Annotated in this window: 25 protein-coding genes; 9 read left to right on the plus strand and 16 right to left on the minus strand. The window is 60.1% G+C overall.

Annotation, left to right across the window (positions count from 1 at the left end):
* Positions 1 to 64 precede the first annotated feature (64 nt).
* The 7 genes from AC1DF8_RS11030 to pepT all read left to right on the plus strand — a co-directional run bounded on the left by AC1DF8_RS11030 (position 65) and on the right by pepT (position 7,546).
* A complete protein-coding gene (locus AC1DF8_RS11030; RefSeq protein ID WP_478153497.1) occupies positions 65 to 787 on the plus strand; it encodes a FadR/GntR family transcriptional regulator in 723 nt (240 codons plus the stop codon).
* Positions 784 to 1,950 carry a PLP-dependent transferase gene (locus AC1DF8_RS11035; RefSeq protein ID WP_478153499.1) on the plus strand — a complete coding sequence of 389 codons (1,167 nt, stop codon included), beginning with the start codon at positions 784 to 786 and terminating at the stop codon, positions 1,948 to 1,950. The genes AC1DF8_RS11030 and AC1DF8_RS11035 overlap by 4 nt, the downstream gene beginning before the upstream one ends.
* 37 nt (positions 1,951 to 1,987) lie before the next feature.
* Positions 1,988 to 3,250, plus strand: coding sequence for an ABC transporter substrate-binding protein (locus AC1DF8_RS11040; RefSeq protein WP_478153501.1), 1,263 nt, complete (start codon positions 1,988 to 1,990; stop codon positions 3,248 to 3,250).
* Positions 3,251 to 3,343: 93 nt separating this feature from the next.
* A complete protein-coding gene (locus AC1DF8_RS11045) occupies positions 3,344 to 4,279 on the plus strand; it encodes a carbohydrate ABC transporter permease (protein WP_113014450.1) in 936 nt (311 codons plus the stop codon).
* A 3-nt stretch (positions 4,280 to 4,282) separates the two neighbouring features.
* On the plus strand, positions 4,283 to 5,113 hold the full coding sequence (locus AC1DF8_RS11050) for a carbohydrate ABC transporter permease (RefSeq protein WP_478153503.1): 831 nt from the start codon (positions 4,283 to 4,285) through the stop codon (positions 5,111 to 5,113).
* A gap of 4 nt (positions 5,114 to 5,117) precedes the next feature.
* Complete coding sequence (locus AC1DF8_RS11055) at positions 5,118 to 6,176, plus strand: sn-glycerol-3-phosphate ABC transporter ATP-binding protein UgpC (RefSeq protein ID WP_184405422.1); 1,059 nt, start codon at positions 5,118 to 5,120, stop codon at positions 6,174 to 6,176.
* A 137-nt stretch (positions 6,177 to 6,313) separates the two neighbouring features.
* Positions 6,314 to 7,546 carry a peptidase T gene (gene pepT, locus AC1DF8_RS11060; protein ID WP_478153506.1) on the plus strand — a complete coding sequence of 411 codons (1,233 nt, stop codon included), beginning with the start codon at positions 6,314 to 6,316 and terminating at the stop codon, positions 7,544 to 7,546.
* A 20-nt stretch (positions 7,547 to 7,566) separates the two neighbouring features.
* Here the strand turns inward: pepT and AC1DF8_RS11065 are convergent, their stop codons facing one another.
* The 5 genes from AC1DF8_RS11065 to AC1DF8_RS11085 all read right to left on the minus strand — a co-directional run bounded on the left by AC1DF8_RS11065 (position 7,567) and on the right by AC1DF8_RS11085 (position 12,355).
* Entirely contained in the window at positions 7,567 to 8,376 is an 810-nt protein-coding gene (locus tag AC1DF8_RS11065) for a cell wall hydrolase (protein ID WP_113014447.1), read from the minus strand.
* Positions 8,377 to 8,535: 159 nt separating this feature from the next.
* Positions 8,536 to 9,576 carry a sulfate/molybdate ABC transporter ATP-binding protein gene (locus AC1DF8_RS11070; protein WP_112546223.1) on the minus strand — a complete coding sequence of 347 codons (1,041 nt, stop codon included), beginning with the start codon at positions 9,574 to 9,576 and terminating at the stop codon, positions 8,536 to 8,538.
* 10 nt (positions 9,577 to 9,586) lie between these two features.
* A complete protein-coding gene (gene cysW / locus AC1DF8_RS11075) occupies positions 9,587 to 10,474 on the minus strand; it encodes a sulfate ABC transporter permease subunit CysW (RefSeq protein ID WP_478153508.1) in 888 nt (295 codons plus the stop codon).
* Positions 10,464 to 11,321 (minus strand): sulfate ABC transporter permease subunit CysT, encoded by an 858-nt coding sequence (gene cysT, locus AC1DF8_RS11080; RefSeq protein WP_112546225.1) that lies wholly within the window; start codon positions 11,319 to 11,321, stop codon positions 10,464 to 10,466. The genes cysW and cysT overlap by 11 nt, the downstream gene beginning before the upstream one ends.
* Positions 11,322 to 11,329: 8 nt before the next feature.
* Positions 11,330 to 12,355 (minus strand): sulfate ABC transporter substrate-binding protein, encoded by a 1,026-nt coding sequence (locus AC1DF8_RS11085; protein WP_112546226.1) that lies wholly within the window; start codon positions 12,353 to 12,355, stop codon positions 11,330 to 11,332.
* A 356-nt stretch (positions 12,356 to 12,711) separates the two neighbouring features.
* Here AC1DF8_RS11085 and AC1DF8_RS11090 point away from each other — a divergent pair, with 356 nt between their 5' ends.
* The gene (locus tag AC1DF8_RS11090; protein WP_112546227.1) at positions 12,712 to 13,725 is read left to right on the plus strand and encodes a porin; all 1,014 of its coding nucleotides are present in this window, start codon (positions 12,712 to 12,714) and stop codon (positions 13,723 to 13,725) included.
* A 90-nt stretch (positions 13,726 to 13,815) separates the two neighbouring features.
* Here the strand turns inward: AC1DF8_RS11090 and AC1DF8_RS11095 are convergent, their stop codons facing one another.
* From AC1DF8_RS11095 to AC1DF8_RS11140, 10 genes are all read right to left on the minus strand, one after another.
* The gene (locus tag AC1DF8_RS11095; RefSeq protein ID WP_112546228.1) at positions 13,816 to 14,271 is read right to left on the minus strand and encodes a PTS sugar transporter subunit IIA; all 456 of its coding nucleotides are present in this window, start codon (positions 14,269 to 14,271) and stop codon (positions 13,816 to 13,818) included.
* A 29-nt stretch (positions 14,272 to 14,300) separates the two neighbouring features.
* Positions 14,301 to 14,993: a response regulator transcription factor gene (locus tag AC1DF8_RS11100; protein ID WP_112969057.1), complete on the minus strand. Its 693-nt coding sequence runs from the start codon at positions 14,991 to 14,993 to the stop codon at positions 14,301 to 14,303.
* Positions 14,990 to 17,701, minus strand: coding sequence for a DUF4118 domain-containing protein (locus tag AC1DF8_RS11105; protein WP_478153512.1), 2,712 nt, complete (start codon positions 17,699 to 17,701; stop codon positions 14,990 to 14,992). The genes AC1DF8_RS11100 and AC1DF8_RS11105 overlap by 4 nt, the downstream gene beginning before the upstream one ends.
* A 64-nt stretch (positions 17,702 to 17,765) precedes the next feature.
* A complete protein-coding gene (kdpC, locus tag AC1DF8_RS11110; RefSeq protein WP_478153514.1) occupies positions 17,766 to 18,335 on the minus strand; it encodes a potassium-transporting ATPase subunit KdpC in 570 nt (189 codons plus the stop codon).
* Between the two features lie 12 nt (positions 18,336 to 18,347).
* Entirely contained in the window at positions 18,348 to 20,408 is a 2,061-nt protein-coding gene (gene kdpB / locus AC1DF8_RS11115; RefSeq protein ID WP_112969060.1) for a potassium-transporting ATPase subunit KdpB, read from the minus strand.
* A 45-nt stretch (positions 20,409 to 20,453) separates the two neighbouring features.
* Positions 20,454 to 20,609: a hypothetical protein gene (locus AC1DF8_RS11120; RefSeq protein WP_184405424.1), complete on the minus strand. Its 156-nt coding sequence runs from the start codon at positions 20,607 to 20,609 to the stop codon at positions 20,454 to 20,456.
* A gap of 22 nt (positions 20,610 to 20,631) precedes the next feature.
* Positions 20,632 to 22,335, minus strand: coding sequence for a potassium-transporting ATPase subunit KdpA (kdpA, locus tag AC1DF8_RS11125; protein WP_478153517.1), 1,704 nt, complete (start codon positions 22,333 to 22,335; stop codon positions 20,632 to 20,634).
* 52 nt (positions 22,336 to 22,387) lie between these two features.
* Positions 22,388 to 22,477: a K(+)-transporting ATPase subunit F gene (locus AC1DF8_RS11130; protein ID WP_016556800.1), complete on the minus strand. Its 90-nt coding sequence runs from the start codon at positions 22,475 to 22,477 to the stop codon at positions 22,388 to 22,390.
* Positions 22,478 to 22,860: 383 nt separating this feature from the next.
* A complete protein-coding gene (locus AC1DF8_RS11135; protein WP_029868888.1) occupies positions 22,861 to 23,223 on the minus strand; it encodes a copper resistance CopC family protein in 363 nt (120 codons plus the stop codon).
* A 75-nt stretch (positions 23,224 to 23,298) separates the two neighbouring features.
* The gene (locus AC1DF8_RS11140; RefSeq protein ID WP_029868889.1) at positions 23,299 to 23,499 is read right to left on the minus strand and encodes a hypothetical protein; all 201 of its coding nucleotides are present in this window, start codon (positions 23,497 to 23,499) and stop codon (positions 23,299 to 23,301) included.
* Between the two features lie 240 nt (positions 23,500 to 23,739).
* On the opposite strand from AC1DF8_RS11140, the gene AC1DF8_RS11145 reads away from it, so the two are divergent.
* Complete coding sequence (locus AC1DF8_RS11145; protein ID WP_478153520.1) at positions 23,740 to 24,783, plus strand: NAD(P)-dependent alcohol dehydrogenase; 1,044 nt, start codon at positions 23,740 to 23,742, stop codon at positions 24,781 to 24,783.
* Here the strand turns inward: AC1DF8_RS11145 and AC1DF8_RS11150 are convergent.
* Positions 24,773 to 25,357 (minus strand): DedA family protein, encoded by a 585-nt coding sequence (locus tag AC1DF8_RS11150; protein WP_478153522.1) that lies wholly within the window; start codon positions 25,355 to 25,357, stop codon positions 24,773 to 24,775. The two genes, AC1DF8_RS11145 and AC1DF8_RS11150, sit on opposite strands and share 11 nt — an antisense overlap.
* Positions 25,358 to 25,377: the final 20 nt, after the last annotated feature.

The following is a 25,377-nucleotide window of genomic DNA, read 5'->3' on the forward strand; positions in this document are numbered from 1 at the left end:
AGAAATGCTAAGATGTCAGACCAATTTAATAGGTCGGCTGCCTTGAAAAAGAACCTGGGGAACCATGAAGGCAAATGCTAGCGACCGGCCGGTAATCCGGCCCCTTCCGGCGATGGATCGCGCGCGTCAGGTGACCGATGCGCTGGCGCATTATGTCGAGGATGCCCGGCTTCAGGCGGGTGACCGGCTGCCGGCGGAGCGCGAGCTGATGGCGGCCCTGGCCGTCGGGCGTTCCACCATTCGTGAAGCGATCCGGCATTTCCAGGCGCTCGGCGTCATCGAGACGCGCAAGGGCAGCGGAACCTATCTACTGAAACCGGTTTCTCGCGATACCGTTCATATGCCGCTGTCACTCGATACGACGCATCTGCGCGATGTTCTGCTACAGACGCTGGAAGTTCGCCGCGGCATTGAATGCGAAGCCGGCATGGTGGCTGCACGCCGGCGCACCGGGAAGGATCTCTCGCTCATCGAGGAAAAGCTCTGCGAGATGGAGCGGGTGCATATAGCCCAGGGCGCATCGGGTCCGGAAGACCTGGCCTTCCATCTGGCGGTCTATGATGCCACCCATAATCCGCTGTTCCGCCAGCTTCTCGAGCAGATGCGCGAGACCTTCGAACGGTTCTGGACGCATCCTTTCGACCGGCAGGACTTTGCCCGCCGGTCCTTTCCCTTTCACCGCACCCTTTTCAACGCCATCGCCGCCCAGGACACCGAAGCGGCGCGGCGTGAGACACTGAAAATCCTCGACGTGGTCGAGGAAGACATCAAGGAAATGTCCCGATGACTGACGGCCTCGAACCGTTCGACCTTGCCTCGCTGATTACCGCCCATGACGAAGGCAACTTCGCCGAAGCGGTCGTGCCGCCAATCTTCCAGACGTCACTTTTCACCTTCTCCGACTATGACGACATGATCGCCTCCTATCGCGGCGAAAAGGTGCGGCCGATCTATACGCGTGGCCTGAACCCGACCGTGCGCATGTTCGAGGAGATGCTGGCAAAGCTCGAAGGGGCCGAGGATGCGTTGGGCTTTGCAAGCGGCATGGCGGCGATCTCGTCTGCCGTTCTGAGCTTCGTGGAACCGGGCGACCGCATCGTCGCCGTCAAGCATGTCTATCCGGATGCCTTCCGCCTGTTCGGCACGATCCTGAAGCGAATGAAGGTCGAAGTGACCTATGTCGACGGTCGTGATGAGGAGGCCGTCGCCAAGGCGCTGCCGGGTGCAAAGGTCTTCTACATGGAAAGCCCGACGAGCTGGGTCATGGAAGCCCATGATGTCGGCGCGCTGGCGGCACTCGCCAAAAAGCACGGCGTGGTCACAATGATCGACAATAGCTGGGCGAGCCCGTTCTTCCAGCGGCCGATAACGCTCGGTGTCGACCTGGTCATTCATTCGGCCTCAAAATATCTCGGCGGCCACAGCGATGTCGTCGCCGGTATCGTCGCCGGCTCGAAGGAGATGATTGCGCGCATCAAGGCCGAATCCTATCCCTATCTCGGTGGCAAGCTGTCTCCCTTCGATGCCTGGCTGCTGATCCGGGGCCTCCGGACTTTGCCCTTGCGCATGCGGGCACATGAGGCAGCGGCCATGGCGATCGCGCAGCGCCTGCAGGCGCTCGATGTAGTCGAGCAGGTCTGTCATCCGGGCCTTGCCAACCGCTTGCCCAACGGCCTCAACGGCACGTCGGGCCTCTTTTCCTTTATATTCCGCGAAGGCATCGATGTCAGAGCCTTCGCAGATCACCTCAAGCTTTTCAAACTGGGCGTAAGCTGGGGTGGACATGAAAGCCTGATCGTACCGGGCGAGGTGGTGCTGCAGCAAAAGGCACAGCCGAATTCCGCACAAACCTTCGGTATCAGCCCGCGATCTGTGCGCCTCCATATCGGCCTCGAAGGAACCGAGGCCCTGTGGAGGGATATCGAGGAGGCGATTGCTGTCGCCTCTTAACTGAAACCTCACAAACAACGACGGAGGGGAACCGAAAATGAAAAAGCTTATTCTTTCAGCGCTCTTTGCAACCACGATGATGGCAGGCACGGCCTTTGCGGACACGACGCTGAAGCTCGTCGAAGTCATCACCAGCCCAGAGCGCACCGAAACGCTGAAGTCGATCGTCGGCAAGTTCGAAGCCGCCAATCCCGGCACCAAGGTCGATATCATCTCGCTGCCCTGGAACGAAGCCTTCCAGAAGTTCGCGACCATGGTTTCGGCCGGCGATGTGCCCGACGTGATGGAAATGCCCGATACCTGGCTGTCGCTCTATGCCAACAACGGCATGCTCGAGAGCCTCGAGCCCTATCTTGCGAAGTGGGAGCACACCAAGGAACTGACGCCGCGCGCGCTCGACCTCGGCCGTGACGTCAACAACACCGCCTATATGCTGCCCTACGGCTTCTATCTGCGCGCCATGTTCTACAACAAGAAGCTGCTCGCAGACGCCGGCGTCAAGGAACCACCGAAGACGATGGAAGACTTCACCAAGGCCTCCGAAGCTGTCTCCAAGCTGCCGGGCAAATATGGCTACTGCATGCGCGGCGGTCCAGGCGGCCTCAACGGCTGGATGATCTTTGCAGCCTCCATGGCCGGCAGCAACAAGTACTTCAACGAAGACGGCACCTCGACCATGAACAGCGAAGACTGGGCAAAGGGCATCGAGTGGATGGTCGATCTCTACAAGAAGGGCTATGCACCGAAGGATAGCGTCAACTGGGGCTTCAACGAAGTCGTCGCCGGCTTCTATTCCGGTACCTGCGCCTTCCTCGACCAGGATCCGGATGCGCTGATCGCCATTGCCGAGCGCATGAAGAAGGAAGACTTCGGCGTCATGCCGTTGCCGAAGGGCCCGGCCGGCAAGTCCTATCCGACCATCGGTTACGGCGGCTGGTCGATGTTCACGACGAGCCAGAACAAGGACCTCTCCTGGAAGCTGATCGCCACGCTCGAAGGGCCTGAAGGCAATATCGAGTGGAACAAGAAGATCGGCGCTCTGCCGGCCTATACGGCTGCCGAGAAGGATCCCTTCTACGCCGGTGACCAGTTCAAGGGCTGGTTCGAGGAACTCGCCGATAAGGATACCGTCCCGACGGTCATGCCGACCTACCTCGAGGAATTCGCCTTCTTCAAGGATTCCATGGCGATCAAGACTTCGCAGCAGGCGCTGCTCGGTGACATCTCGGCCAAGGATCTCGCCGATCAGTGGGCCGATTACCTCACCAAGGCGCAGCAGAAGTTCCTGGCCAAGAAGTAAGGCCAAAATCGCAAACGGCGGCGGAGATGTTCCGCCGCCGCTCATGCAACGACAGACGGCGCGCCGAAGTGCCGCAAGGGGAAGTATCGGTAAATGACTATCACCGCCGACACGCTCGAGATGCGCCACGACCGCCGGCCATGGCTGCGCCGCCTGGCCGATGCCTCGGAGCCTTATCTCTATAGCGCGCCCTCGTTGATCCTGATCATTGCGGTCATGCTGGTCCCGCTGGTGGTCGGCGTTTCCTATGCCTTCCGCGATATCCAGCTTCTCAATCCTTTTTCCGGTGGCTTCGTCGGGATCGAGCATTTCCGCGAGCTTGCACAGGACAAGGCCTTCTATGGTGCGCTGAAGAATACGCTCTGGTGGACCGGCGCGTCCGTCATCCTGCAATTCATCTTCGGTCTCATTCTCGCCCTTCTGCTCGACAAGCCGTTCTGGGGCAGGGGCGTCATTCAGGCACTGGTCTTCCTGCCCTGGGCCGTACCGTCATTCCTTGCCGGCCTGAACTGGGCCTGGCTTTTCAATCCGGTCATCGGGCCGATCCCGCACTGGCTGTTTGGGCTCGGGCTGATGAGTGAGCCGGGCAATATTCTCTCCGATCCGCAATATGCGATGTGGGGGCCGATCATCGCCAATGTCTGGTGGGGGATTCCCTTCTTTGCCATCACGCTGCTCGCAGCCCTGCAGGCGATCCCGCGCGATCTTTATGAAGCGGCCTCGATCGACGGTGCCGGCTGGTTCCAGCGTTTCTGGTCGATCACCTTGCCGTTTCTGGCGCCGACGATTGCCATCACTGTCATGCTGCGCACCGTCTGGATATCGAATTTCGCCGATCTCATCGTCGTCATGACTGGCGGCGGCCCGGCGGACAGGACGCAGATTGTCGCGAGCTACATCTTCACCCAGGCCTTCAAGCGGCTCGATTTCGGCTATGCCTCGGCGATTGCGCTGGTGCTGCTGGTCCTGCTTCTCGCCTATTCCATGCTGATCATCCTGCTGCGGCAGAGCTTGCTGGCCAAGGATTGAGCCATGAGACGATCCATTCTCCCCACCATCGCGCACCGTCTGGCGATCCTCGTCTATGTCATCTTCGCGCTTTTCCCGCTCTTCTGGCTTTTGAAGGTCTCGGTAACGCCGAATGACCTGCTTTATACCGAAGGCGTCCGCATGTGGCCGTCGCGGACCACTTGGGAACACTATAGTTTCGTGCTGCAGCACAGCGCCTTCCCAACCTTCTTCAAGAACAGCGTTATCGTCTCGGCTTCGACGGCGATCACGGTGACGATCTGTGCCTCGCTGTCCGGCTACGCTTTGTCGCGCTTCACCTTCCGGGCGAAATACTGGATCGTGGCGCTGATGCTGCTGACACAGATGTTCCCGCTCGTCATGCTGGTGGCGCCGATCTTCAAGATTCTGTCGCCCCTGCACCTGACGAACAGCCTGACCGGTCTCGTCATCGTCTACACCGCCTTCAATGTGCCCTTTGCGACCTTCCTGATGCAGTCCTTCTTCGATGGCATTCCGAAGGACCTCGAAGAGGCGGCGATGATCGATGGGGCCACCCAGTTCATGGCCTTCCGTCAGATCATCCTGCCGCTGACGCTGCCCGGCATTGCGGCAACTCTCGGCTTCGTCTTCACGGCGGCGTGGAGCGAGCTGCTCTTTGCATTGATGCTGATCAACGGCAATGACGCGGCGACCTTCCCGGTTGGCCTTCTTACCTTCGTTTCGAAATTCTCCGTGGATTTCGGGCAGATGATGGCGGCAGGCGTCATGGCGCTTATTCCGGCCGGCCTCTTCTTCCTGCTCATCCAGCGTTATCTCGTCCAGGGCCTGACGGCCGGCGCGGTCAAGGGTTAGTCACATGGCATCGATCGACATCAAGAATATCAAGAAATCCTACGGCCATTTCCCGGTGCTGCATGGCGTCGATCTGGAAATCAAGGATGGGGAATTCGTCGTCCTCGTCGGCCCGTCCGGCTGCGGCAAGTCAACACTGCTGCGCATGATCGCCGGCCTCGAAGAGGTGACTGATGGTGAAATCTGCATTGCCGGCAATCGTGTCAACGAGCTGCATCCGAAAGACCGCGACATCGCCATGGTGTTCCAGTCCTACGCACTCTATCCGCACATGAATGTTGCCGGCAACATGAGCTACAGCCTGAAGCTCAGGAAGACGGCGAAGGAGAAGATCGCGAGTGCCGTTGCCGGTGCGGCTTCCAAGCTCGGCCTCGACCCGCTGCTCGAACGGCGCCCGAAGGCGCTCTCCGGCGGCCAGCGCCAGCGTGTCGCCATGGGCCGCGCCATCGTGCGCCAGCCGAAGGCATTTCTCTTCGACGAGCCGCTGTCGAACCTCGATGCGCGCCTGCGCGAACAGATGCGCGCCGAAATCAAGAAATTGCATGGCGACCTCAAGGCAACCTCGATCTACGTTACCCACGACCAGATCGAGGCGATGACGCTGGCGGACCGGATCGTCGCCATGCATGGCGGGGTCGTGCAGCAGGTCGGCAGCCCCTTGGAGCTTTACGACCGTCCCGCCAATCTCTTCGTCGCAGGCTTCATCGGTTCGCCGGGCATGAATTTCCTCGATGCGAGTTATGAGGCAGGCGGAGCGAAGCTGAAGGACGGTACCATCGTGCCGCTCAACACGTCGCTTGGCCTGCCGAACGGCGAAAAGGTGACGATCGGCATTCGGCCGGAACACGTCACCATGACGAATGACGGGTCAGGTATTAGCGCCGACGTCGAGCTCGTCGAGCCGACCGGCTTCGGCATCATCCTGCATCTTTCGCTGCACGGCCTGCCATTCAAGATCTTCACTCTTGATCGTGATGCGCTGAGTGCGGGACCGAAGGTCAATGTCACTTTCCCGGCCAAGCATCTGCATGTGTTCAACAGTGAGGGCAACCGGGTCGATTGAACCGAGGGAGAGCAATTGCCTGTCTTCAGGCAACGGAAGGAGCGGTGATGCGGCCTTGCCGATAGCGGAAAAGAGCTTTCATCACAGGCCCTTCGGTGGCTATATGACCGGGTGATGATCATGCTGGACTGGATATTATGACAGACACTGTTCTCGACCGTTTTCTTCGCTATGTCGTCATCGACACGCAATCTGATCCCGCCTCGTCCGCGCAGCCGACGACCGAAAAACAGAAGGATCTCGGCCGGGTTCTTGTCCAGGAACTCCTGGAGATCGGCCTTTCGGATGCACATCTCGATGAGTACGGCTATGTCTATGCGACTATTCCGGCCAATACGGACAAGAGCGTGCCAGTCATCTGCTTCTGCTCGCATATGGACACTGCGCCTGACTTCACCGGCAAGAATGTGAAGCCGCAGATGGTGAAGGCCTATGCCGGTGGGGATATTCAGCTTCCCGGTGATCCAAACCGGGTGATCCGAGTTTCAGAACATCCCGAGCTGAAAAACCAGATCGGCAACGATATCATCACGACCGATGGAACGACTTTGCTCGGCGCAGACGACAAGGCGGGCCTGGCGGAAATCATGGCTGCGGCTCAAGTCCTCGTCGACAATCCGGGGATCAAGCATGGCACGATCAAGATCCTCTTCACGCCGGATGAAGAGGTTGGTCGCGGCGTCAACAAGGTCGATCTGAAGAAGCTCGGCGCGGAATTTGCCTATACGATGGATGGCGAGACCGCCGGCCATATCGAGGATGAAACCTTTTCGGCAGATAGCGTCGATATTGTTATCGCCGGCGTGGCAATCCATCCGGGTTTTGCCAAGGATCGGATGGAAAATGCCATCAAGATCGCAGGCGCGATTATCCACCGGCTGCCGAAAGAGATCGCCCCGGAAACGACCGAGGGAAAGCAGGGCTTCATCCATCCGACAGGGGTGGCGGGCTCGATGGAAAAGGCTGCAATCAGCCTCATCATTCGCGATTTCACCGATGTGGGTCTGGTCGAAAAGGAGACCATGCTCGAAGCGATCGTCAAGGATGTGATGAAGGCTTACCCGGGGTCGACCTATCGTTTCGACGTGAAGGAACAGTATCGCAACATGAAGACGGTGCTCGACCGCCATCCCGAGATCGTCGCGAATGCCGTCGAAGCGGTTCGCCGGGCGGACATGACGCCGGTGCGCGGCAGCATCCGCGGCGGCACTGACGGTTCGCGTCTTTCCTTCATGGGCCTGCCGTGCCCCAACATCTTCGCTGGCGGTCACGCCTTCCACTCGCCGCTCGAATGGATCAGCCGCCAGGATATGGAAAAAGCTGTCAGGACGATCGTGGAGCTTGCCAGGGTTTGGGAAGAGCGCGCCTAGCGCTCTTCATCCTTCTGAATTCAGGTGCCGTTCGCCGAAATGCTTGGACGCAGCATCACGCTGTCATAAGCGGGGCGGGGTGTTGGGATGGCGATGGGCGTACCGGGTTGGGGCTCGATCGCAGTCGCTGCTGCGGGCATCGGCAAAGGAGTGACGCTTGCCGTCGCTGCGGGGTCGGGAGACGGGATCGGGACCGGAACGTCCGACGGGATCAGTATCTCGAACTGCGGCGGCAGCATGCTCTCGCCCGGGACGTAGTTCATCGCGACTTCATAGGAAGGCAGCGGTGGCGGCGTTTCAAGCGTGCCGTCTTCGTCACGCTTCTCGTAGAAGGCATTGCCGCCTGCGACCGTCACATAATGCATGTTGTTGTAGGGGAATTTCAACCCTGCCGTGTGGAAGAACATCGCGTCCTTCACCGCCGGATGGCGCTCGCCGCTGAGGATCGCGTCAGCCGCTGTCGTAAGCTCCGGCTCGGCCTGAGATTTGACCTCGCGCGTCATGACACCGGGCGCAAACTGCTTCTTCTGGGCGACGACACCACAGATGGAGCCGGCATAGGCGCCGGAAGTGAGTCGGTTCATGACGACACTGCCGACGGCCATATAACCAGCCTCATCCGAATGCTGCGATTCGAAGTACATCGCGCGCTTCAGGCAGTCGCGATCCTTGGTGGTGTAATTGAAAGTGACTTTTGCCGATTGAGCCTGTTTTGTTTTGGCTTTTGCCGGCGATGCCGCCGGTTTCGGTGTTGTCGTGCAGCTCGCAGCTGCAAGTCCTACGAATAAAATCCCAACCAGGGATTTTCCAAAGGAAATCTCCGCCCTCAACGCTAGGTGCCTCCTATTGGAATTAGTCCAGCCCTTTTCGATCTTAGCGAAAACGTTTTACCCGGCATGTGACAAAAATACAAACAACCGCAGATAACAAAAATAACAAGGGGTTCCCGCCAAAATACGATTCTGGCGGGAGCCGGTATTGCAACGGTGTCAGCTTCGGAAAAGCTTCCAGCGCGTGGGCTTGAAGGCGACGCGTGACCGGTCGAGCCTGTCGGCCTCGCTCGGCGGAAGCTCGATCTCGATATGCGGGCGGTCCTTGCCGATGTCGAGTTCGATATGGCGGGTACCGGCGACGCGCCGACTTGCAACCGGTTGGCCGGCAATACAGTTTTCGGCCGATTCGCAGAGCCGGACATCGTGCGGGCGGAAATAGAGCTGCGCAGCGCCATCAGCTTCACCATCGGCGTTGAGACCCAGCGAGCGCCCTTCGAAGCGGATATCGCCGCCGGCAACTTCCACCTGCAGGCAGTTCGACTGGCCGACGAAGCCGAAGACGAAGGGCGAATTGGGGCTGTCATAGACCTGGTCCGGCGTGCCGACCTGTTCGATCGCACCCTGGCTCATGACGACGACTCGGTCGGCAAGCTCCATCGCTTCGTCCTGGTCGTGGGTGACGAAGACGGTGGTGTGGCCGGTGCGGTCATGGATTTCGCGCAGCCATTTGCGCAGGTCCTTGCGCACCTGCGCATCGAGCGCCCCGAAGGGTTCGTCAAGCAGCAGGACGTTCGGCTCGACTGCCATGGCGCGGGCAAGGGCTACGCGCTGGCGCTGGCCGCCGGAAAGCTGTGCCGGATAGCGCTTTTCAAGACCTGAAAGCTGTACGAGATCGAGCAGTTCCAGCGCCCGTTTGCGAATCTCTGCCTTGGGCGGACGGCGCGATGAATTGCGCACCTTTAGGCCGAAGGAGACGTTGTCGAGTACCGTCATATGGCGGAAAAGCGCATAGTGCTGGAACACGAAGCCGATATTGCGTTGCTGGACCGTCTTTCTCGACGCATCTTCGTCGCCGAAAAATATCAGGCCATCGGTCGGGCTTTCAAGGCCGGCGATGAGGCGCAGCAGCGTGGTCTTGCCGGAACCCGACGGGCCGAGCAGTGCGATCAGTTCTCCTGAGCGGATATCGAGCGAGACATCGTGCAGCGCCGGAAAACGATCGAATTCCTTGCGTAGGTTTTGGACGCGTACTTCCATTCTAATTCCTTCAGTGCCGCCGGCTGGCGGCGATTTCCGCGCTATAGCGCATTTCCAGCAGCGTCTTCAAAACAAGCGTGACGAGGGCAAGCAAGGCCAGAAGCGAAGCGACCGCAAAGGCTCCGGTGAAGTTATATTCGTTGTAGAGGATTTCTACCTGCAACGGCATCGTGTTGGTTTGCCCGCGAATATGGCCTGACACGACCGAAACGGCGCCGAACTCACCCATGGCGCGGGCATTGCAGAGAAGGACGCCGTAGAGCAGGCCCCATTTGATGTTCGGCAGCGTGACGTGCCAGAAGGCCTGCCAGCCGCTCGCGCCGAGCGAAAGAGCTGCCTCCTCGTCCTGCGTTCCCTGTTCCTGCATGAGCGGGATAAGCTCGCGCGCAACGAAGGGGAAGGTGACGAACATGGTGGCGAGGATCAGCCCCGGCGCCGCGAACAGGATCTTGATGTCATTGGCGCTCAGCCACTGGCCGAGCCAGGTGTTGGCGCCGAAGAGCAGCACGAAGACGAGACCCGAGATAACAGGCGAGACCGAAAAGGGCAGATCGATCAGTGTCGTCAGGAACGCCTTGCCCTTGAATTCGAACTTGGCGATCGCCCAGGCAGCGGCGACGCCGAAGACGAGGTTGAGCGGCACGCTGACGCCGGCAACGATCAGCGTCAGGCGGATCGCCGAGAAGGTTTCGGCGTCCTGGAGTGCTGTGAAGAAAGCGCCGGCACCCTTGCGAAAAGCTTCGACGAAGACGGCTGCAAGCGGCAGGAACAGGATCAAGAGCAGAAAGACGAGTGCAATGACGACCAGCGTGATACGGGCGACCTTGCTCTCTGTGACAGCCGAATGAACCTTGTGCGGCTCTGCGGTCGAAACGGTTGCGGTAACGTTAGACGCCATAACCGTACCTCCGCCTGCTCCAGCTCTGGATAAGGTTGATGACAAGCAGCATCGTGAAGGAGATGATCAGCATGATCGCCGCGATGCCGGTCGCTGCTGCATAGTTGTATTCTTCGAGCTTGATGACGATCAGCAATGGGGCGATTTCCGATTTGAACGGCAAGTTGCCGGCAATGAAGATGACCGAGCCGTATTCGCCGACCGCGCGGGCGAAGGCGAGGGCGAAACCCGTCAGGACCGCGGGCGCAAGGCCCGGCAGCAGCACGCGTGCGATTGTCTGGAATCGATTGGCGCCGAGCGTGGCGGCAGCCTCTTCCACTTCCTTGTCGATCTCTTCCATGACCGGCTGGACCGTCCGCACGATGAAGGGCAGGCCGACGAAGATGAGGGCGACGACAATGCCGGCCGGCGTGAAGGCGATCTTGATGCCGAGTGGCGTCAGGAACTGCCCGACCCAGCCGTTCGGAGCGTAGAGGGTGGTCAGCGCGATGCCGGCGACGGCCGTCGGCAGGGCAAAGGGCAAGTCTACCATGGCGTCGATAATGCGCTTTCCGGGAAACCGGTAGCGTACCAGCACCCAGGCAAGGATGACGCCGAAGACGACATTGAGGCAGGCGGCAATGAATGCGCTGCCGAAGCTGATCCGCAGGGCGCTCAGCGTTCGCTGGTCGAATGCAATGCCGAAGAACTTCTCCCAGCCGAGTGCGCTCGACCGCCAGGCGAGGCCAGACAGCGGAATAAGGACGATGAGGGTAAGCCAGATCAAGGTAAGGCCGAGCGCCAGTCCGAAACCCGGAATGACGCTCGGCCGCTTGAACCGCCACCGTGTGGGGTTATGTGCGCTCATAGAACCTATTATTGGGCCGGCTTGTAGATCTGGTCAAATACGCCGCCATCGCCGAAGAATTTCGGCTGTGCATCCTTCCAGCCGCCGAAGTCGTCAATCGTGGCGAGCGTCAGCTTCGGGAAGCGGGCAATATCAGCCGCATCGGCTGCTTCCGGCTTGATCGGCCGGTAATAGTGCTTTGCCGCAATCTTCTGGCCTTCGTCCGAATAAAGGTAGTTCAGGTAAGCTTCCGCGACCTTGCGGGTGCCCTTCTTATCGACGTTGCCGTCAACGATTGCGACCGGCGGGTCGGCGCGGATCGAGAAGGTTGGGGTCACGATCTCGAACTGGTCGGGACCGAGTTCCTCAAGCGAGAGATAGGCTTCGTTTTCCCAGGCAAGCAGAACATCGCCGAGGCCGCGCTGGACGAACGTGGTCGTCGCGCCACGTGCGCCGCTGTCGAGAACCGGAACGTGCTGGAGGAGCTTGGTCACATAATCCTGCGCCTTGGCTTCGTCACCGCCGTTCGCCTGCTTTGCCCATGCCCAGGCGGCAAGGAAATTCCAGCGGGCGCCGCCGGAAGTCTTCGGGTTCGGCGTGATGACCTGCACATCGTCCTTGATCAGATCGCTCCAATCCTTGATGCCCTTCGGGTTACCCTTGCGGACGAGGAAGACGATCGTCGATGTATAGGGGGTCGAATTGTTCGGGAATTTGGTCTTCCAGTCGGCCGGGATCTTGCCCGTGGCCTTTGCGATCGCGTTGATGTCGCCTTCGAGGGCGAGGGTTACCACGTCGGCATCAAGGCCGTCGATGACTGACCGCGCCTGTGCGCCGGAACCACCATGAGAGGCTTGGATCGTCACGGCTTCACCGGTGTCAGCCTTCCACTTCGCAGCAAAGGCGGCGTTGAAATCCTTATACAATTCGCGTGTCGGGTCATAGGACACGTTCAGAAGCGTCTGGTCGGCGAATGCCGGTGCGACACTGCCGATGGCAAAGCTGCCTGCCATGACCGCGGCCGCGACGAGCCGGGTGAACCTTAAAGTCTGCATGGGAACCCTCCGTGGTTATACGCTAAACTCTATCAACTAGGTCGTATAATGAAACGAAGATTGTTCCGGTTCCGGGGACCAACCTTAGAAAGCCATCCCATTTTCAGTGCGAGATTGCGAATGGGACGTGCTGCCAAGTTGGCCGCGGCCAATTAAGGCACCGTGCCACAGTCGTGATTTTTCTGCCACAGTTCGAGCCGGAAAGTGACATTCGTGTGTCGATTTTTAGTCTTGTTTTGCAGCGGTGACGCTTTCGAGTGCCTACATGGCCTTCCGGTCGTTGGGATTCGGCGACCGATGGTGGGGGTGTCCTTGAAACACTGCTTGCCTCTTTCAAACCGTAAAAGGTCTTTCTGATGTCTATTAAAACTATCCTTCTTGGCTCTGTTGCCGCCCTTGCAGCGGTTTCCGGAGCACATGCAGCCGACGCTATCGTCGCCGCCGAGCCGGAGCCCGTAGAATATGTTCGCGTTTGCGACGCCTACGGGACTGGCTACTTCTACATCCCGGGCACCGAAACCTGCCTTCAGATCAGCGGTTACATCCGTACTGAAGTTCGTTTTGGCCAGAACGTCTCGGGTGATTCCGATGTGAACTTCTGGACTCGCGGTCAGGTTACCTTCCAGACCAAAAACGACACCGAGTACGGCACGCTCACGGGCGTTATCACGTTGCGTACCAACGCTGACAACGCCACCGATCAGGAAACCCTGCTCGATGAAGGCTATATCGACATTGCCGGCTTCCGCGCTGGTAAGCTGTACAGCTGGTGGGACGACGATCTGAGCGGCGAGACGGACACGCTCTCGAGCAACGAGACGACCCACAACTCGATCCGTTATCAGTACGAGACCGACAGCTTCGCAGCCGGTGTCTCGGTCGACGAACTTGAAGAAGACTATGTCGAGAAGCCGGGTGAAGGCCCGAACAACTTCGGCGTTGCAGCCCAGGTCTCGTTCAAGAGTGGCGCATTCAGCGGCTACCTGCTTGGTGGTTACGATACGGATAACGAAGAAGGCGCCATCCGCGCTATCGTTTATGCCGATATCGGTCCAGGCACTCTCGGCCTCGCTGGCATCTGGGCCAGTGGCGCCAACTACTACTACGAAGCGTCCGAATGGACGGTCGCAGCCGAGTACAAGATCAAGCTGACCGACAAGTGGGCCGTCACCCCGGCCTTCCAGTACTTCGACAAGATCGATATCGATGCTGACGGCGACTTCAGCGGCGGCAGCGCTTATACGACCGGCGTCACCATCGACTACCGGATTGCTGACAATCTGCGCAGCAAGCTCAGCGTCCAGTATCACGACGAAGAAGACGGCGACGACGAAACCTTCGGTTTCCTCCGTTTCCAGCGCGACTTCTAATAAAAAGGGGCCGGAGCGGCCCCTTGTCCTCGATTTGCCTTCCCCCCGCCATGGCGGGGAGAAGGTCGGAAGCGCGAAGCGAATTTCTCTTCAGACGCGTGAATCCGCGATGAAATCCGAATAGAATTCATCTGTGCTTTTCGCCTTGCGCATGGCCGCCAGGACGCCATCCGACTGAAGCCTGCGGGCGATGGCGGCGAGCACGTTCAGATATTCCCCACGATTGTTTTCCCCGAAGAGCAGCACGAAGGCGATGTCCGTCGCGATATCGTCGATCGCATCGAAGTCCAGCGGCTGGGCGAAGCGGATCAAGAGACCGCGCGGGCTCGTCATGCCGTCGATGGCTGCATGAGGAACAGCGATGCCGTTGCCGATGCCGGTGGAGCCGAGCTTCTCCCGGGATTCGAGCGCTTTCAGCACGCTCTGGCCGTCAATGCCGAAGGCCTTGCCGGCTTTTTCGGAAATCGTCTGCAGCGCGCGCCACTTGGTGGTCACCGACAGGCCAATGAAGGTGTGCTCCGGCCGGATGATATTGGAGAGGTTCATTACATTCTCGATGCTGTTTTCGGCAGGTATCAGTCAGGCTCACGGAGCCGGTAGCCGACGCCGGTCTCTGTGGTGATATAGTGTGGCTGGTCAGGAATCTGCTCGACCTTTTGCCGCAGCTGGCGCACGTAGACGCGCAGATACTGCACGTCCGCGGCCGGACCCCATACCTGCTTCAGAAGAAATTGATGTGTCAGCACCTTGCCGGCGTGCTGGGCGAGCACGCGCAGGATGTCGTATTCCTTCGGCGACAGCTTGATTTCCCTGCCGTCGACCTTGACGATGCGCTTGACGAGATCGATTGACAGCCCGCCGGTCTGAAAGATCGCCTTTTCGCCCTGCTGCTGCAGCCGGTGGCGGAGCGCCACGCGGATACGGGCACCGAGTTCGTTGACGCCGAAGGGCTTCGTCACATAGTCGTCGGCACCACTTTCCAGCGCCTTGACGATGCCGGCCTCGTCGGTACGGCTCGAGAGAATGACGACAGGCATGGTGAGCCCGTCTTCGCGCCATTCCTGCAAAAGGTCGTGGCCTGATATGTCGGGAAGGCCAAGATCGAGCACGATGAGATCGGGCTGATCATCCTTGACGGACTGGCGGGCGGCACCGGCATTCGGGGCCTCCTGGACTTCGTAGCCTTGTGCGGTGAGGCCGACGCGCAGAAGCTTGCGGATTGGCGGCTCGTCATCGACGACGAGAATCTTGACGGCTGAACCGGTCATTTGAGTTCATCCAATTTTGGAATGTCGTTCGGTTTTGGAAGGCGGATGGTGAAGACGGCGCCGGACCTGTCTGTCCGGTTGCCGGCTGTGATCGTCCCACCCATCGCCTCGATGAAGCCGCGGCATATGGAGAGGCCGAGGCCGGTGCCGGCGCGCACCTGATCGCCCTTGCGCACGCGGTAGAACGTGTCGAAGACACGGTTGAGGTCTGCAGGAGGAATGCCCGGGCCTTGGTCGGAGACCTGTACGACGACATTATCGGCATCCGCCCAACCTTCGATGCGGATGACAGAGCCTTCGGGCGCGTATTTGGCGGCATTGTCGAGAAGGTTGAAGAGGACCTGCTCGAAGAGAACGGGATCGACGCGGACCATGGGCAGGTCGGCAGGGATTGTCATTTCCGTCCTGTGGTGATCGAGAATTTTTGCAGCCCGGCGCAACGCGCTGCCTGCGATATCTCCTGCATAGTGCAGCGCATAGTTCGGCTCCATGGCGCCGGACTCGATCTTCGTCATGTCGAGCAGATTGGCGATGAAGCGGTTGAGACGTTCGGATTCATCGACGACCGTCGACAGAAGATCTGTCCGGTCATCCGCTGACATGGAATCAAAGTAATCGCGCAGTGTGCCGGACGCGCCGAGGATCGCCGCAAGTGGCGTCTTGAGATCGTGGGAGATCGACGTCAGCAGAGCAGAGCGCAGGCGGTCCGCTTCGGCCGCAAGCTTGGCTCGATCGACGTCAGCAACGAGTTGCACGCGTTCGATGGCGAGTGCCGCCTGATCGGCAAGCGCATCGAGAAGCCGCTGCTGTTCCGGCGTCAGCAGCGGTCCGTCCCGGCGGTCACTGTCGAGGCCGATGACGCCAACGGCCGTTCGACCGGTACGCAATGGTACATAGAGGCGCTTGGCCCCGGGCAGGGTATCAGCGCCGCGACCGGCGGCGTGATTATGTTCCCAGGCCCAGCGGGCGGCGGCGATATCGGCATCGTCGAGCGTATCGTCAGGCGGATAGCCGGCCTTGACGGCAATGGAATTATCTTCCGGCAGGAGGAGAACGACGCGCACCTTGAGCATCGAGGCGATCTGGAAGGCCGTCGCCCAGAGGACGTCATCGAGCGTACCGGTGCCGGCAAGCTTCTTGGAAAAGAGATAGAGGTCTTCCGTCGTGCGCGCTCTTTGCCGGGCCGCGGCCGCCTGCCGCTGGACGGTTGCCGTCAGGTTGGAGGCGATGACGGCGACACCAAGGAAGAAGAAGAGCGCGAGCACGCTTTCCGGATCGCTGATCGTCAACGTATAGCGCGGCGGCAGGAAGAAGAAGTTGAAGGAGAGGGCACTGACGATGCAGGTATAGAGCGCCGGTCTGAGGCCATGGATGACGGCTGATGTCAGCACCGCCATCAGGAAGACGAGCGCCAGATTGCGAACGTCGAGCACCTGATCGAGCACCACGCCGGCAACAAGCGCAATGGCGACGTAGAGCGTTGAAAGTGCGTAAGCCCGGAAGTCCAGCGCAGCCGTGCTCGGCGCCGCCTTTACGCCACGCTGCGCGGTCGGATCTTTCTCGTTGCCGGAAATCACATGGACGCTGATATCGCCCGCGCACCGTATCAGCTCGTCGGTGATGGAGGGGTTCCACCACCATTCGCGCCATGTTGGCTTTTTCGGCGCGCCGATGACGATGTGGGTGACGTTATTCGCGGTGGCGTGACGCACCAGCTCCTCAGTCACCTCGCGTCCGGGAATGGTGATCGCTTCGCCGCCAAGCTGCTCGGCAAGCCGGAGCGTGGCGGCAATCGTATCACGCTGCGTTTCCGAGAGATTGATGGAGCGGTTGGTCTCGATATAGACGGCCGCCCAGGGGGCACGCAGACGCGCAGCCATGCGCGAGGCGTAGCGGACCAGAGAAGCAGAGCGTGGATGATCGTCGATCGACACCAGCACACGGTCGCCGGCAGCCCAGGGGCCGGAAATAGCATGCGCCTGCATATGGCTCAGCAACTGGTCATCGACGCGCTGGGCGGTCTTGCGCAGTGCGAGTTCGCGGAGCGCCGTCAGGTTGCCGGGCGTGAAATAATTGGTCAGCGCGCGCTCGGCGGTCTTTGCCACATAGACCTTGCCATCGTGAAGGCGTTTGATGAGGTCGTCGGGTGTCAGGTCGATGATCTCGATGTCGTCAGCCACGTCGATCACGGAGTCCGGCACTGTCTCGCGCACCCGGATGCGCGTGATCTGCGAAACGACGTCGTTCAGGCTCTCCACATGCTGGATGTTCAGCGTCGAATAGACATCGATGCCACGGTCGAGCAATTCCTTGACGTCGAGATAGCGCTTCGGATGGCGACTGCCCTCGGCATTGGTATGGGCAAGTTCGTCGACGAGAACAAGATCGGGCTTGCGCGCGAGAATGGCATCGAGATCCATCTCCTCGAGCGACTGGCCGCRATAGGCGATCTCCACACGCGGAATGATTTCGAAACCGGCAAGCAGTGCCTCGGTCTCTTTGCGGCCATGGGTTTCGACGACGCCGATCACCACGTCGAGGCCGTCGGCGATCTTGGCGTGGCCGGAGACCAGCATTTCATAGGTCTTGCCGACGCCGGGTGCCGCGCCCAGGAAGATTTTCAGGCGTCCGCGCGACTCCGCCCGGGCCTTTTCGAGAAGCGCATCGGGCGAGGGCCTGCCGGCCTGGTCGCGGTTGTCGTCTGGCATGCGTTCGGTCTTTCTTCACGAGCAAGCCCCGGCGCGCATTGCAGCGTTCCGGGGCTCTCAACCTTCACTGAGTCATAGAAGCATCAAGGCTCTGGTTCAACGCCAGAACATTGACGGTCGGTTCGCCGAGCAGGCCGAGTTCACGGCCCGTAACGGCTGCATCGACCAGCGCCTTGACCTTGGCTTCATCAACACCGCGGGCCTTGGCGACGCGCGGTACCTGGAAGTATGCGGCATCGGGCGAAATATGCGGGTCGAGGCCGCTACCCGAAGCGGTGACGAGGTCGACGGGAACCTCGGCATTCGGGTTGCTCGCCTTGGCAGCCTCATAGTCACCCTTCACGCGGTCGATCAGCTTCTGGCTGGTCGGGCCGAGGTTGGAGCCCGAGGAAGCCGCTGCATTGTAGCCATCGCCAGCGGCGGACGGACGGCCATGGAAATACTTGTCGCTGGCAAAGGCCTGGCCGATCAGCGTGGAGCCGATAACCTGCCCGTTCTTTTCAATGAGGCTCCCATTAGCCTGGTAGGGGAAGATGGCCTGTGCGGCACCTGTCATGGCTAGCGGGTAGAGGAGGCCGGTGATGGCCGTGGTGGCAACGATCATGACGATTGCCGGACGAAGTTCTCTAAGCATTGTTTTAACTCCTTAGGCGAGGCCGAGGGATGCGACGACCATGTCGATCGCCTTGATGCCGATGAAGGGGACGATGATGCCGCCGAGACCGTAGATCAGCAGGTTGCGTGAAAGCAGCGCACCGGCGCCGATCGGGCGGTAGCGCACACCCTTCAGGGACAGCGGGATCAGGGCGATGATGATCAGCGCATTGAAGATGATCGCCGACAGGATGGCGCTCTGCGGCGTGGCGAGACCCATGATATTGAGTACGCCAAGCTGCGGGTAGAAAGTCAGGAACATCGCCGGGATGATGGCGAAGTACTTGGCGATGTCGTTGGCGATCGAGAAGGTCGTCAGCGCGCCGCGGGTCATCAGGAGCTGCTTGCCGATTTCGACGATCTCGATGAGTTTTGTCGGGTCGCTGTCGAGGTCGACCATGTTGCCGGCTTCGCGGGCTGCGACCGTGCCGGTGTTCATCGCCACACCAACGTCGGCCTGAGCCAGAGCAGGAGCGTCGTTCGTGCCGTCGCCGCACATGGCGACAAGCTTGCCCTTGGCCTGTTCCTCGCGGATCAGCTGCAGCTTGTTTTCAGGCGTTGCCTGGGCGAGGAAGTCGTCGACGCCGGCTTCGGCGGCAATCGCCGCTGCTGTCATCGGGTTGTCGCCCGTAATCATGACGGTGCGGATGCCCATGCGGCGCAGCTCGTTGAAGCGCTCGCGGATGCCGCCCTTGACGATATCCTTGAGCTGGATGACGCCGAGCAGCTTGCCGTCGCGGGCAACGGCGAGCGGCGTGCCGCCGGCCTTGGCGATCTCGTCCGATATCGACTGCAGTTCACGCACGATTTCGGCTCCGTTCTTCGAGGAAGCATCGCCGTTGACGTAGTTGAGCACAGCATCGACGGCACCCTTGCGGATCGCCGAGCCTTCGAGATCGACACCGCTCATGCGGGTCTGGGCAGTGAAGGGTACGAATGTGGCCTTCAGGCTTGCCATGTCGCGGCCGCGGATCGCGTATTTTTCCTTGGCGAGCACGACAATGGAGCGGCCCTCGGGCGTCTCATCGGCGAGCGAGGCAAGCTGCGCCGCATCGGCGAGATCCTGTTCGGCGACACCGCGTACCGGCCGGAAGCTGGTGGCCTGGCGGTTGCCCAGGGTGATCGTGCCGGTCTTGTCGAGCAACAGCGTGTCGACGTCACCGGCAGCTTCTACGGCGCGGCCGGACATGGCGAGCACGTTGAAGCGGACGAGACGATCCATGCCGGCAATACCGATCGCCGAAAGCAGGGCGCCGATCGTGGTCGGGATCAGCGTGACGAAGAGGGCAACGAGCACGATGATCGGGATCGAGCCGCCGGCATAGGCCGCAAAGCTCGGGATCGTCGCCGTGGCGAGAACGAAGATCAGCGTCATCCCGGCAAGCAGGATGTTGAGCGCGATTTCGTTCGGCGTCTTCTGACGTTCGGCGCCCTCGACGAGCGAGATCATGCGATCGAGGAAGGTCGAACCTGCCGCCGCCGTGATGCGCACGCGGATCCAGTCGGAGAGAACCTGCGTGCCGCCGGTTACGGCCGAGCGGTCGCCGCCGGATTCACGGATGACGGGGGCGGATTCGCCGGTGATGGCCGCTTCATTGACGGAGGCAACACCCTCGACGACTTCGCCGTCGGAGGGAATGATATCGCCGGCTTCGACAAGAACGAGATCGCCGACCTTCAGGCTGGTGCCAGGTACCATGCGGTAGCCGGTGCCGTTGTTAGCGGTCAGGAGCTTCGCCTGGGTCTCGGTGCGCGCCTTGCGCAGCGAGTCTGCTTGCGCCTTGCCGCGGCCTTCGGCGACGGCTTCGGCGAAGTTGGCAAAGAGCACCGTGAACCAGAGCCAGAGGTTGATCTGGAAGGAGAAGGCGAGATTGCCGTTGCCTGAAACGAGATCGCGCAGGAACAGGACTGTGGTTAGCGCCGAGACCGTGGCCACGACGAACATGACCGGGTTCTTGGAAAGGGTGCGCGGGTTGAGCTTGGTGAAAGCAGCGCCCACGGCCGGAATGAGGATGCGAGAATCAAGGATGCTCGCGGATTTTGCCTGGCTCATAAGAGACTCCAGCTTTGAAACGAGGATGGCGAACCGGATTGCCGGTCAGCCCTGTAAAATTCTGAGAACGCAGACGACGACGAGCAGGCCTGCCATCATCACCAGGATGATGTCGGAGGCGCGCGGCATCCGCTGGGCTCCACGCCCCGGCAGACCGGGACGTGGATGGAAGGCTTTTCGGAGCCTGTGACGGATAATCATGGTCAACCTCTAAAGGTTTGGCTCAGAAGGTCTGGCCGGCGATCATGACCAGGTGCTCGACAACAGGACCGAGGGCCAATGCCGGGAAGAAGGTGAGACCACCGACGATCAGGATCGTGCCGATGAGCAGGCCGACGAAGAGCGGCCCATCCGTCGGGAAGGTACCTGCCGAGGCGGGTACCGTCTTCTTCGTCACCAGCGAACCGGCAATGGCGAGCGCCGGGATGATGACGAGGAAACGGCCCATCAGCATGCCGAGACCAAGCGTGATGTTGTACCAGGGCGTATTGCCCGTCAGGCCGCCGAAAGCCGAGCCGTTGTTGGCCGCAGCCGACGTATAGGCATAGAGGATTTCGGAGAAACCGTGCGGGCCGGCCGTGCCGACCGAAGCGACTGCCGAAGGCAGGACGCTGGCGATCGCGGTGAAGACCAGCATGGCGAGCGGCAGGCAAAGGATGGCAAGAACGGCCATCTTCATTTCCTTCGCCGCGATCTTCTTGCCGAGATATTCCGGCGTGCGGCCGACCATCAGGCCTGCGACGAAGACAGCGACGATGATGAAGAGAACGATGCCGTAGAAACCCGCACCAACGCCGCCGACGATGACTTCGCCGAGCTGCATGTTGATCAGCGGGATCAGGCCGCCGAGCGCGGTGAAGGAGCCATGCATGGCATTGACCGCACCGCAGGAGGCAGCCGTGGTAACGACCGCAAACAGCGAGGACATGGCAACGCCGAAGCGGACTTCCTTGCCTTCCATGTTGCCGCCAGCCAGGCCGAAGGCGTGCATCAGCGGGTTGCCGGCAGCTTCAGCCCAATAGGTGACGCCGACGCCGACCATGAAGAGGACGCCCATCGCCGTCAGGATCGCCCAGCCCTGGCGCTGGTTGCCGACCATACGTCCGAAAACGTTGGTGAAGGCTGCGCCAATCGCAAAGATCGAGACCATCTGAATGAGGTTTGAGATTGCGTCCGGGTTTTCGAAGGGATGGGCCGAGTTGGCGTTGAAGAAGCCGCCGCCATTCGTCCCAAGCATCTTGATGGCGAGCTGCGAGGCAACGGGGCCGAGGGCGATCGTCTGCTTGGCGCCTTCGAGCGTGGTCGCATCGACATAGGGACCAAGCGTCTGCGGTACGCCGAGCCAGACATAGGCGAGCGTCAGCACGATGCAGATCGGCAGCAGAATATAGAGTGTGGCTCTGACCATATCGACCCAGAAATTGCCGATCGCCTTGCCCGAGGCACGCGAGAAGGCGCGGATCAGGCCGATGGCGATGGCCATGCCGGTCGCAGCCGACACGAAGTTCTGAACCGTCAGGCCCATCATCTGCGTCAGGTACGACATGGTGCTTTCGCCGCCATAATTCTGCCAGTTGGTATTGGAGACGAAACTGGTGGCGGTGTTGAAGGCGAGTTCCGGCCCGACCGCGGCCATGCCGGCCGGGTTATAGGGCAGTACGTTCTGGAACCGCATCAGGAGGTAGAGAACGATGACGCCCATAAGGTTGAACATCAGCATGGCGAAGGCATAGGAGGTCCAGTGCTGGTCTTCGCGCTCGCTGGTGCCGGCGACGGCGTAAAGCCCCCGTTCGATCGGAACGAGGACCGGTGAGAGGAATGTGCGCTCGCCGCTGAAGACACGCGTCATGTAACCGCCGAGCGGTTTGACGAGCACAAGGACGATCCCGCAGTAGAGCAGGATCTGAAGCCATCCGTTGAGGGTCATGGGAGGAAACTTTCAGTACCCGGCTGCTTCTGGATGAGAAGCGCCGGCGCTTTCAGAAACGTTCTGGGCGGATGAGAGCGTAGGTGAGGTAGACGGTGAGAAACACGGTCACGGCACCGCTCAAGATGTAATCGAGGGTCATCTGTTCTCTCCTGTCAAAGCCTGTCGCAGGCGCGTGTATAGGCAAAGCAAAGTCCGAAGAATACGATTGCAGTGCCGAGTAGAATTATATCCATCATCGATCTTGACTCCGGTTGTTATTCTTGGAGTCAGACAAGACAAAGGGCGCCGGCTCGCAAAGGCGGCACCTTTTATGCTTTCTGGCGTGGAGATGATCTTTGCGATCTCTCGGACATTAATATGCGACCGAAGGGCATAAAGGTTCGAGATTGGGCGAAGGGTATCTATATAAAAATCTTATAAATGCCTTTATGCGGTCGGAGGGGCCAGTGAGAACGCTTCAACAGACAAAAACGCCGTGTCCAATGACACGGCGCAATATCGGGTGGCGAAATATCGCAGCGTTCAGGGCTCAACCCTAAACTGGTAATGGCCTTCGGCGCTGTGGCCGTCCATCGAGAGTACGCGCCAGTTGAGTGTATAAACACCGGGCGCCATGGACGGATCGAGCGGAACCTTGAAGACCGAACCTTCCGGTCCTGAAAGAAACGGCTTGCCGGTCGGCAATGTCAGGCCCTGGGCATCGAGAAGGGTGGCGGTCGAACGAGCGAGATCGACAGGGCCAGTGAACGTGAGCTCCAGATTGGCCGGCACCAGCCTTTCTTCCTGCTGCGGTGGCGGAAGGGATGCTTCCTCGATCGCCGCGGACGCCTCGGTTGCGGCAAAGAGAAGAGATGCGAACAGGCAGAATGACACAATCGATTTCATGACGGTCTTCCTTGTATTGCCGATCCGCATGGTGCCGGAAGCGTCATGCCCCCGCCACGCCATGCCGGCGCATGCCTAATAACGCTGCGGAGGCCGATTTCGATCCCGCGCCCGTGCAACAACCCTAACCGGCTGAAGCAATGCCTGCGGCTCGCGATCCTGATGGATTGCAGCAACAGCCTCATCCACCAGGTTGCGCCAGAATTCGCGGAGCTGCCGCGTGATCTGAGAGTTGGAAACCAAGTTTCGGCCGACATTGTCGTTGTCGTGCTTCATCGCTTTTCTCCTTCCCACTATGTCGTGGTCGTTGAAGATAAAGGTAGTCCTCGCCGGGCTTTTCCGGAATCATACGGACGTCTAGGAAGAGCTTATCTTTCGGGTGATAATTACGTGAGCATTTCGTCACATGGCGAGCAAAAGCCTGACAGGGATGATTGAATTGCTGCGCCTTGCAGTCTTATAGTCGCCAGAACGGCGCCCCATGAACCGCGGGAGCCATAGGGAAGGAAACCGATCATGACAAAAGTCCGTGCGCTGGTTCTGGAGCGCCAGCATGAGCTTGCGCTTCGCGATATCGATCTGCCTCTGGAGACAGGTCCGGGGCAGGTGAAGATCAAGATCCATACCGTTGGTGTCTGCGGCTCCGACGTGCATTATTATACGCACGGCAAAATCGGTCCATTTATCGTCAACGAGCCGATGGTGCTCGGCCACGAAGCGGCGGGCACGGTGGTCGAGGTCGGCTCCGGCGTTACTCATCTGAAGGTTGGCGATCGCGTTTGCATGGAGCCTGGCATTCCTGATCCCAATTCCAAGGCAAGCCGGCTTGGCATGTACAATGTCGATCCGGCCGTCACCTTCTGGGCGACGCCGCCGATCCACGGCGTGTTAACCCCCGAGGTCGTGCACCCGGYCAATTATACGTTCAAGCTGCCGGACAATGTCAGCTTCGCCGAAGGCGCAATGGTCGAGCCTTTCGCGGTCGGCATGCAGGCAGCCACCAAGGCGAAGATCGCACCCGGCGATACAGCCGTTGTCCTCGGTGCCGGCCCGATCGGCACCATGGTTGCGATCGCCGCTCTCGCTGGCGGTTGCTCCCGTGCGATCGTTGCTGATCTTGCCCAGCCGAAGCTCGATATAGCTGCGCAGTATCAAGGTGTCATTCCGGTCAACATTCGCGAAAAGAACCTTGCTGAGGAAGTCGGCCGGCTGACTGATGGCTGGGGTGCGGATGTCGTCTTCGAATGCTCAGGTTCACCGAAGGCCTGGGAGACGATCATGTCTCTGCCACGTCCGGGCGGCGCTATCGTCGTCGTCGGCCTGCCGGTCAATCCTGTCGGTTTCGACGTCTCGACGGCTTCGACGAAGGAAATTCGCATTGAGACGGTGTTCCGCTACGCGCATCAGTATGAGCGCTCGATCGCGCTTCTCGGATCGGGGCGTGTCGACCTGAAGCCGCTGATATCAGAGACGTTCACCTTCGAAGATTCGATCAAGGCCTTCGATCGTGCGGTCGAGGCACGTCCTGATGATGTCAAACTGCAGATCGTCATGGATTAGGACCCTTTACGGGTACTTGACCAAATTTCCTCTTGCGAAGCACCAGCGCCGCGCCCGCGATCAGGGCCGCGGCGCCAAGTGCTATCAGCAGATGATGATGCAGTGGCAGGCGGCCGAATATCTGGTGAATTCCGTGGCCGAAGGCATAACCAAGCGCGGTGAAGAGCTGTCCCCAGACGAGCGCCGCCAGGAGGTTGAGCACGAGAAACCTCTGCGTCGAGATGTGTGTCGTGCCGATGACGATCGGGCTGATCGTCCGCAATCCCACCAGAAAGCGGAACGCGAAGATGAACCCGGTCGGATATTTTTCGAGAAGTCGCGTGACGCGTGCAAGCGCCGGTGTCTCCATCACGCGGCGAACGAAGTTCCATTGGGCGGCATAGCGGCCGGCAAAGAACCACATCTGATCTCCGGCGAATGATCCCGCCGAAGCTGCCATCGAGGCGGCCCAATAGGTTAGAAGCTCGCGATGCGCGATGACGCCGCCGAGAAAGGCAGCAGTTTCGCCCTCGAAGGCGGTGCCGAGAAAGATTGCCGGCAGGCCATAATTTTCGATCAGCAGTTCGATATTCAATGACCGGCCTCCGGCTGATT

The sequence above is a fragment of the Rhizobium sp. 05N49 genome (genome assembly GCF_056396805.1).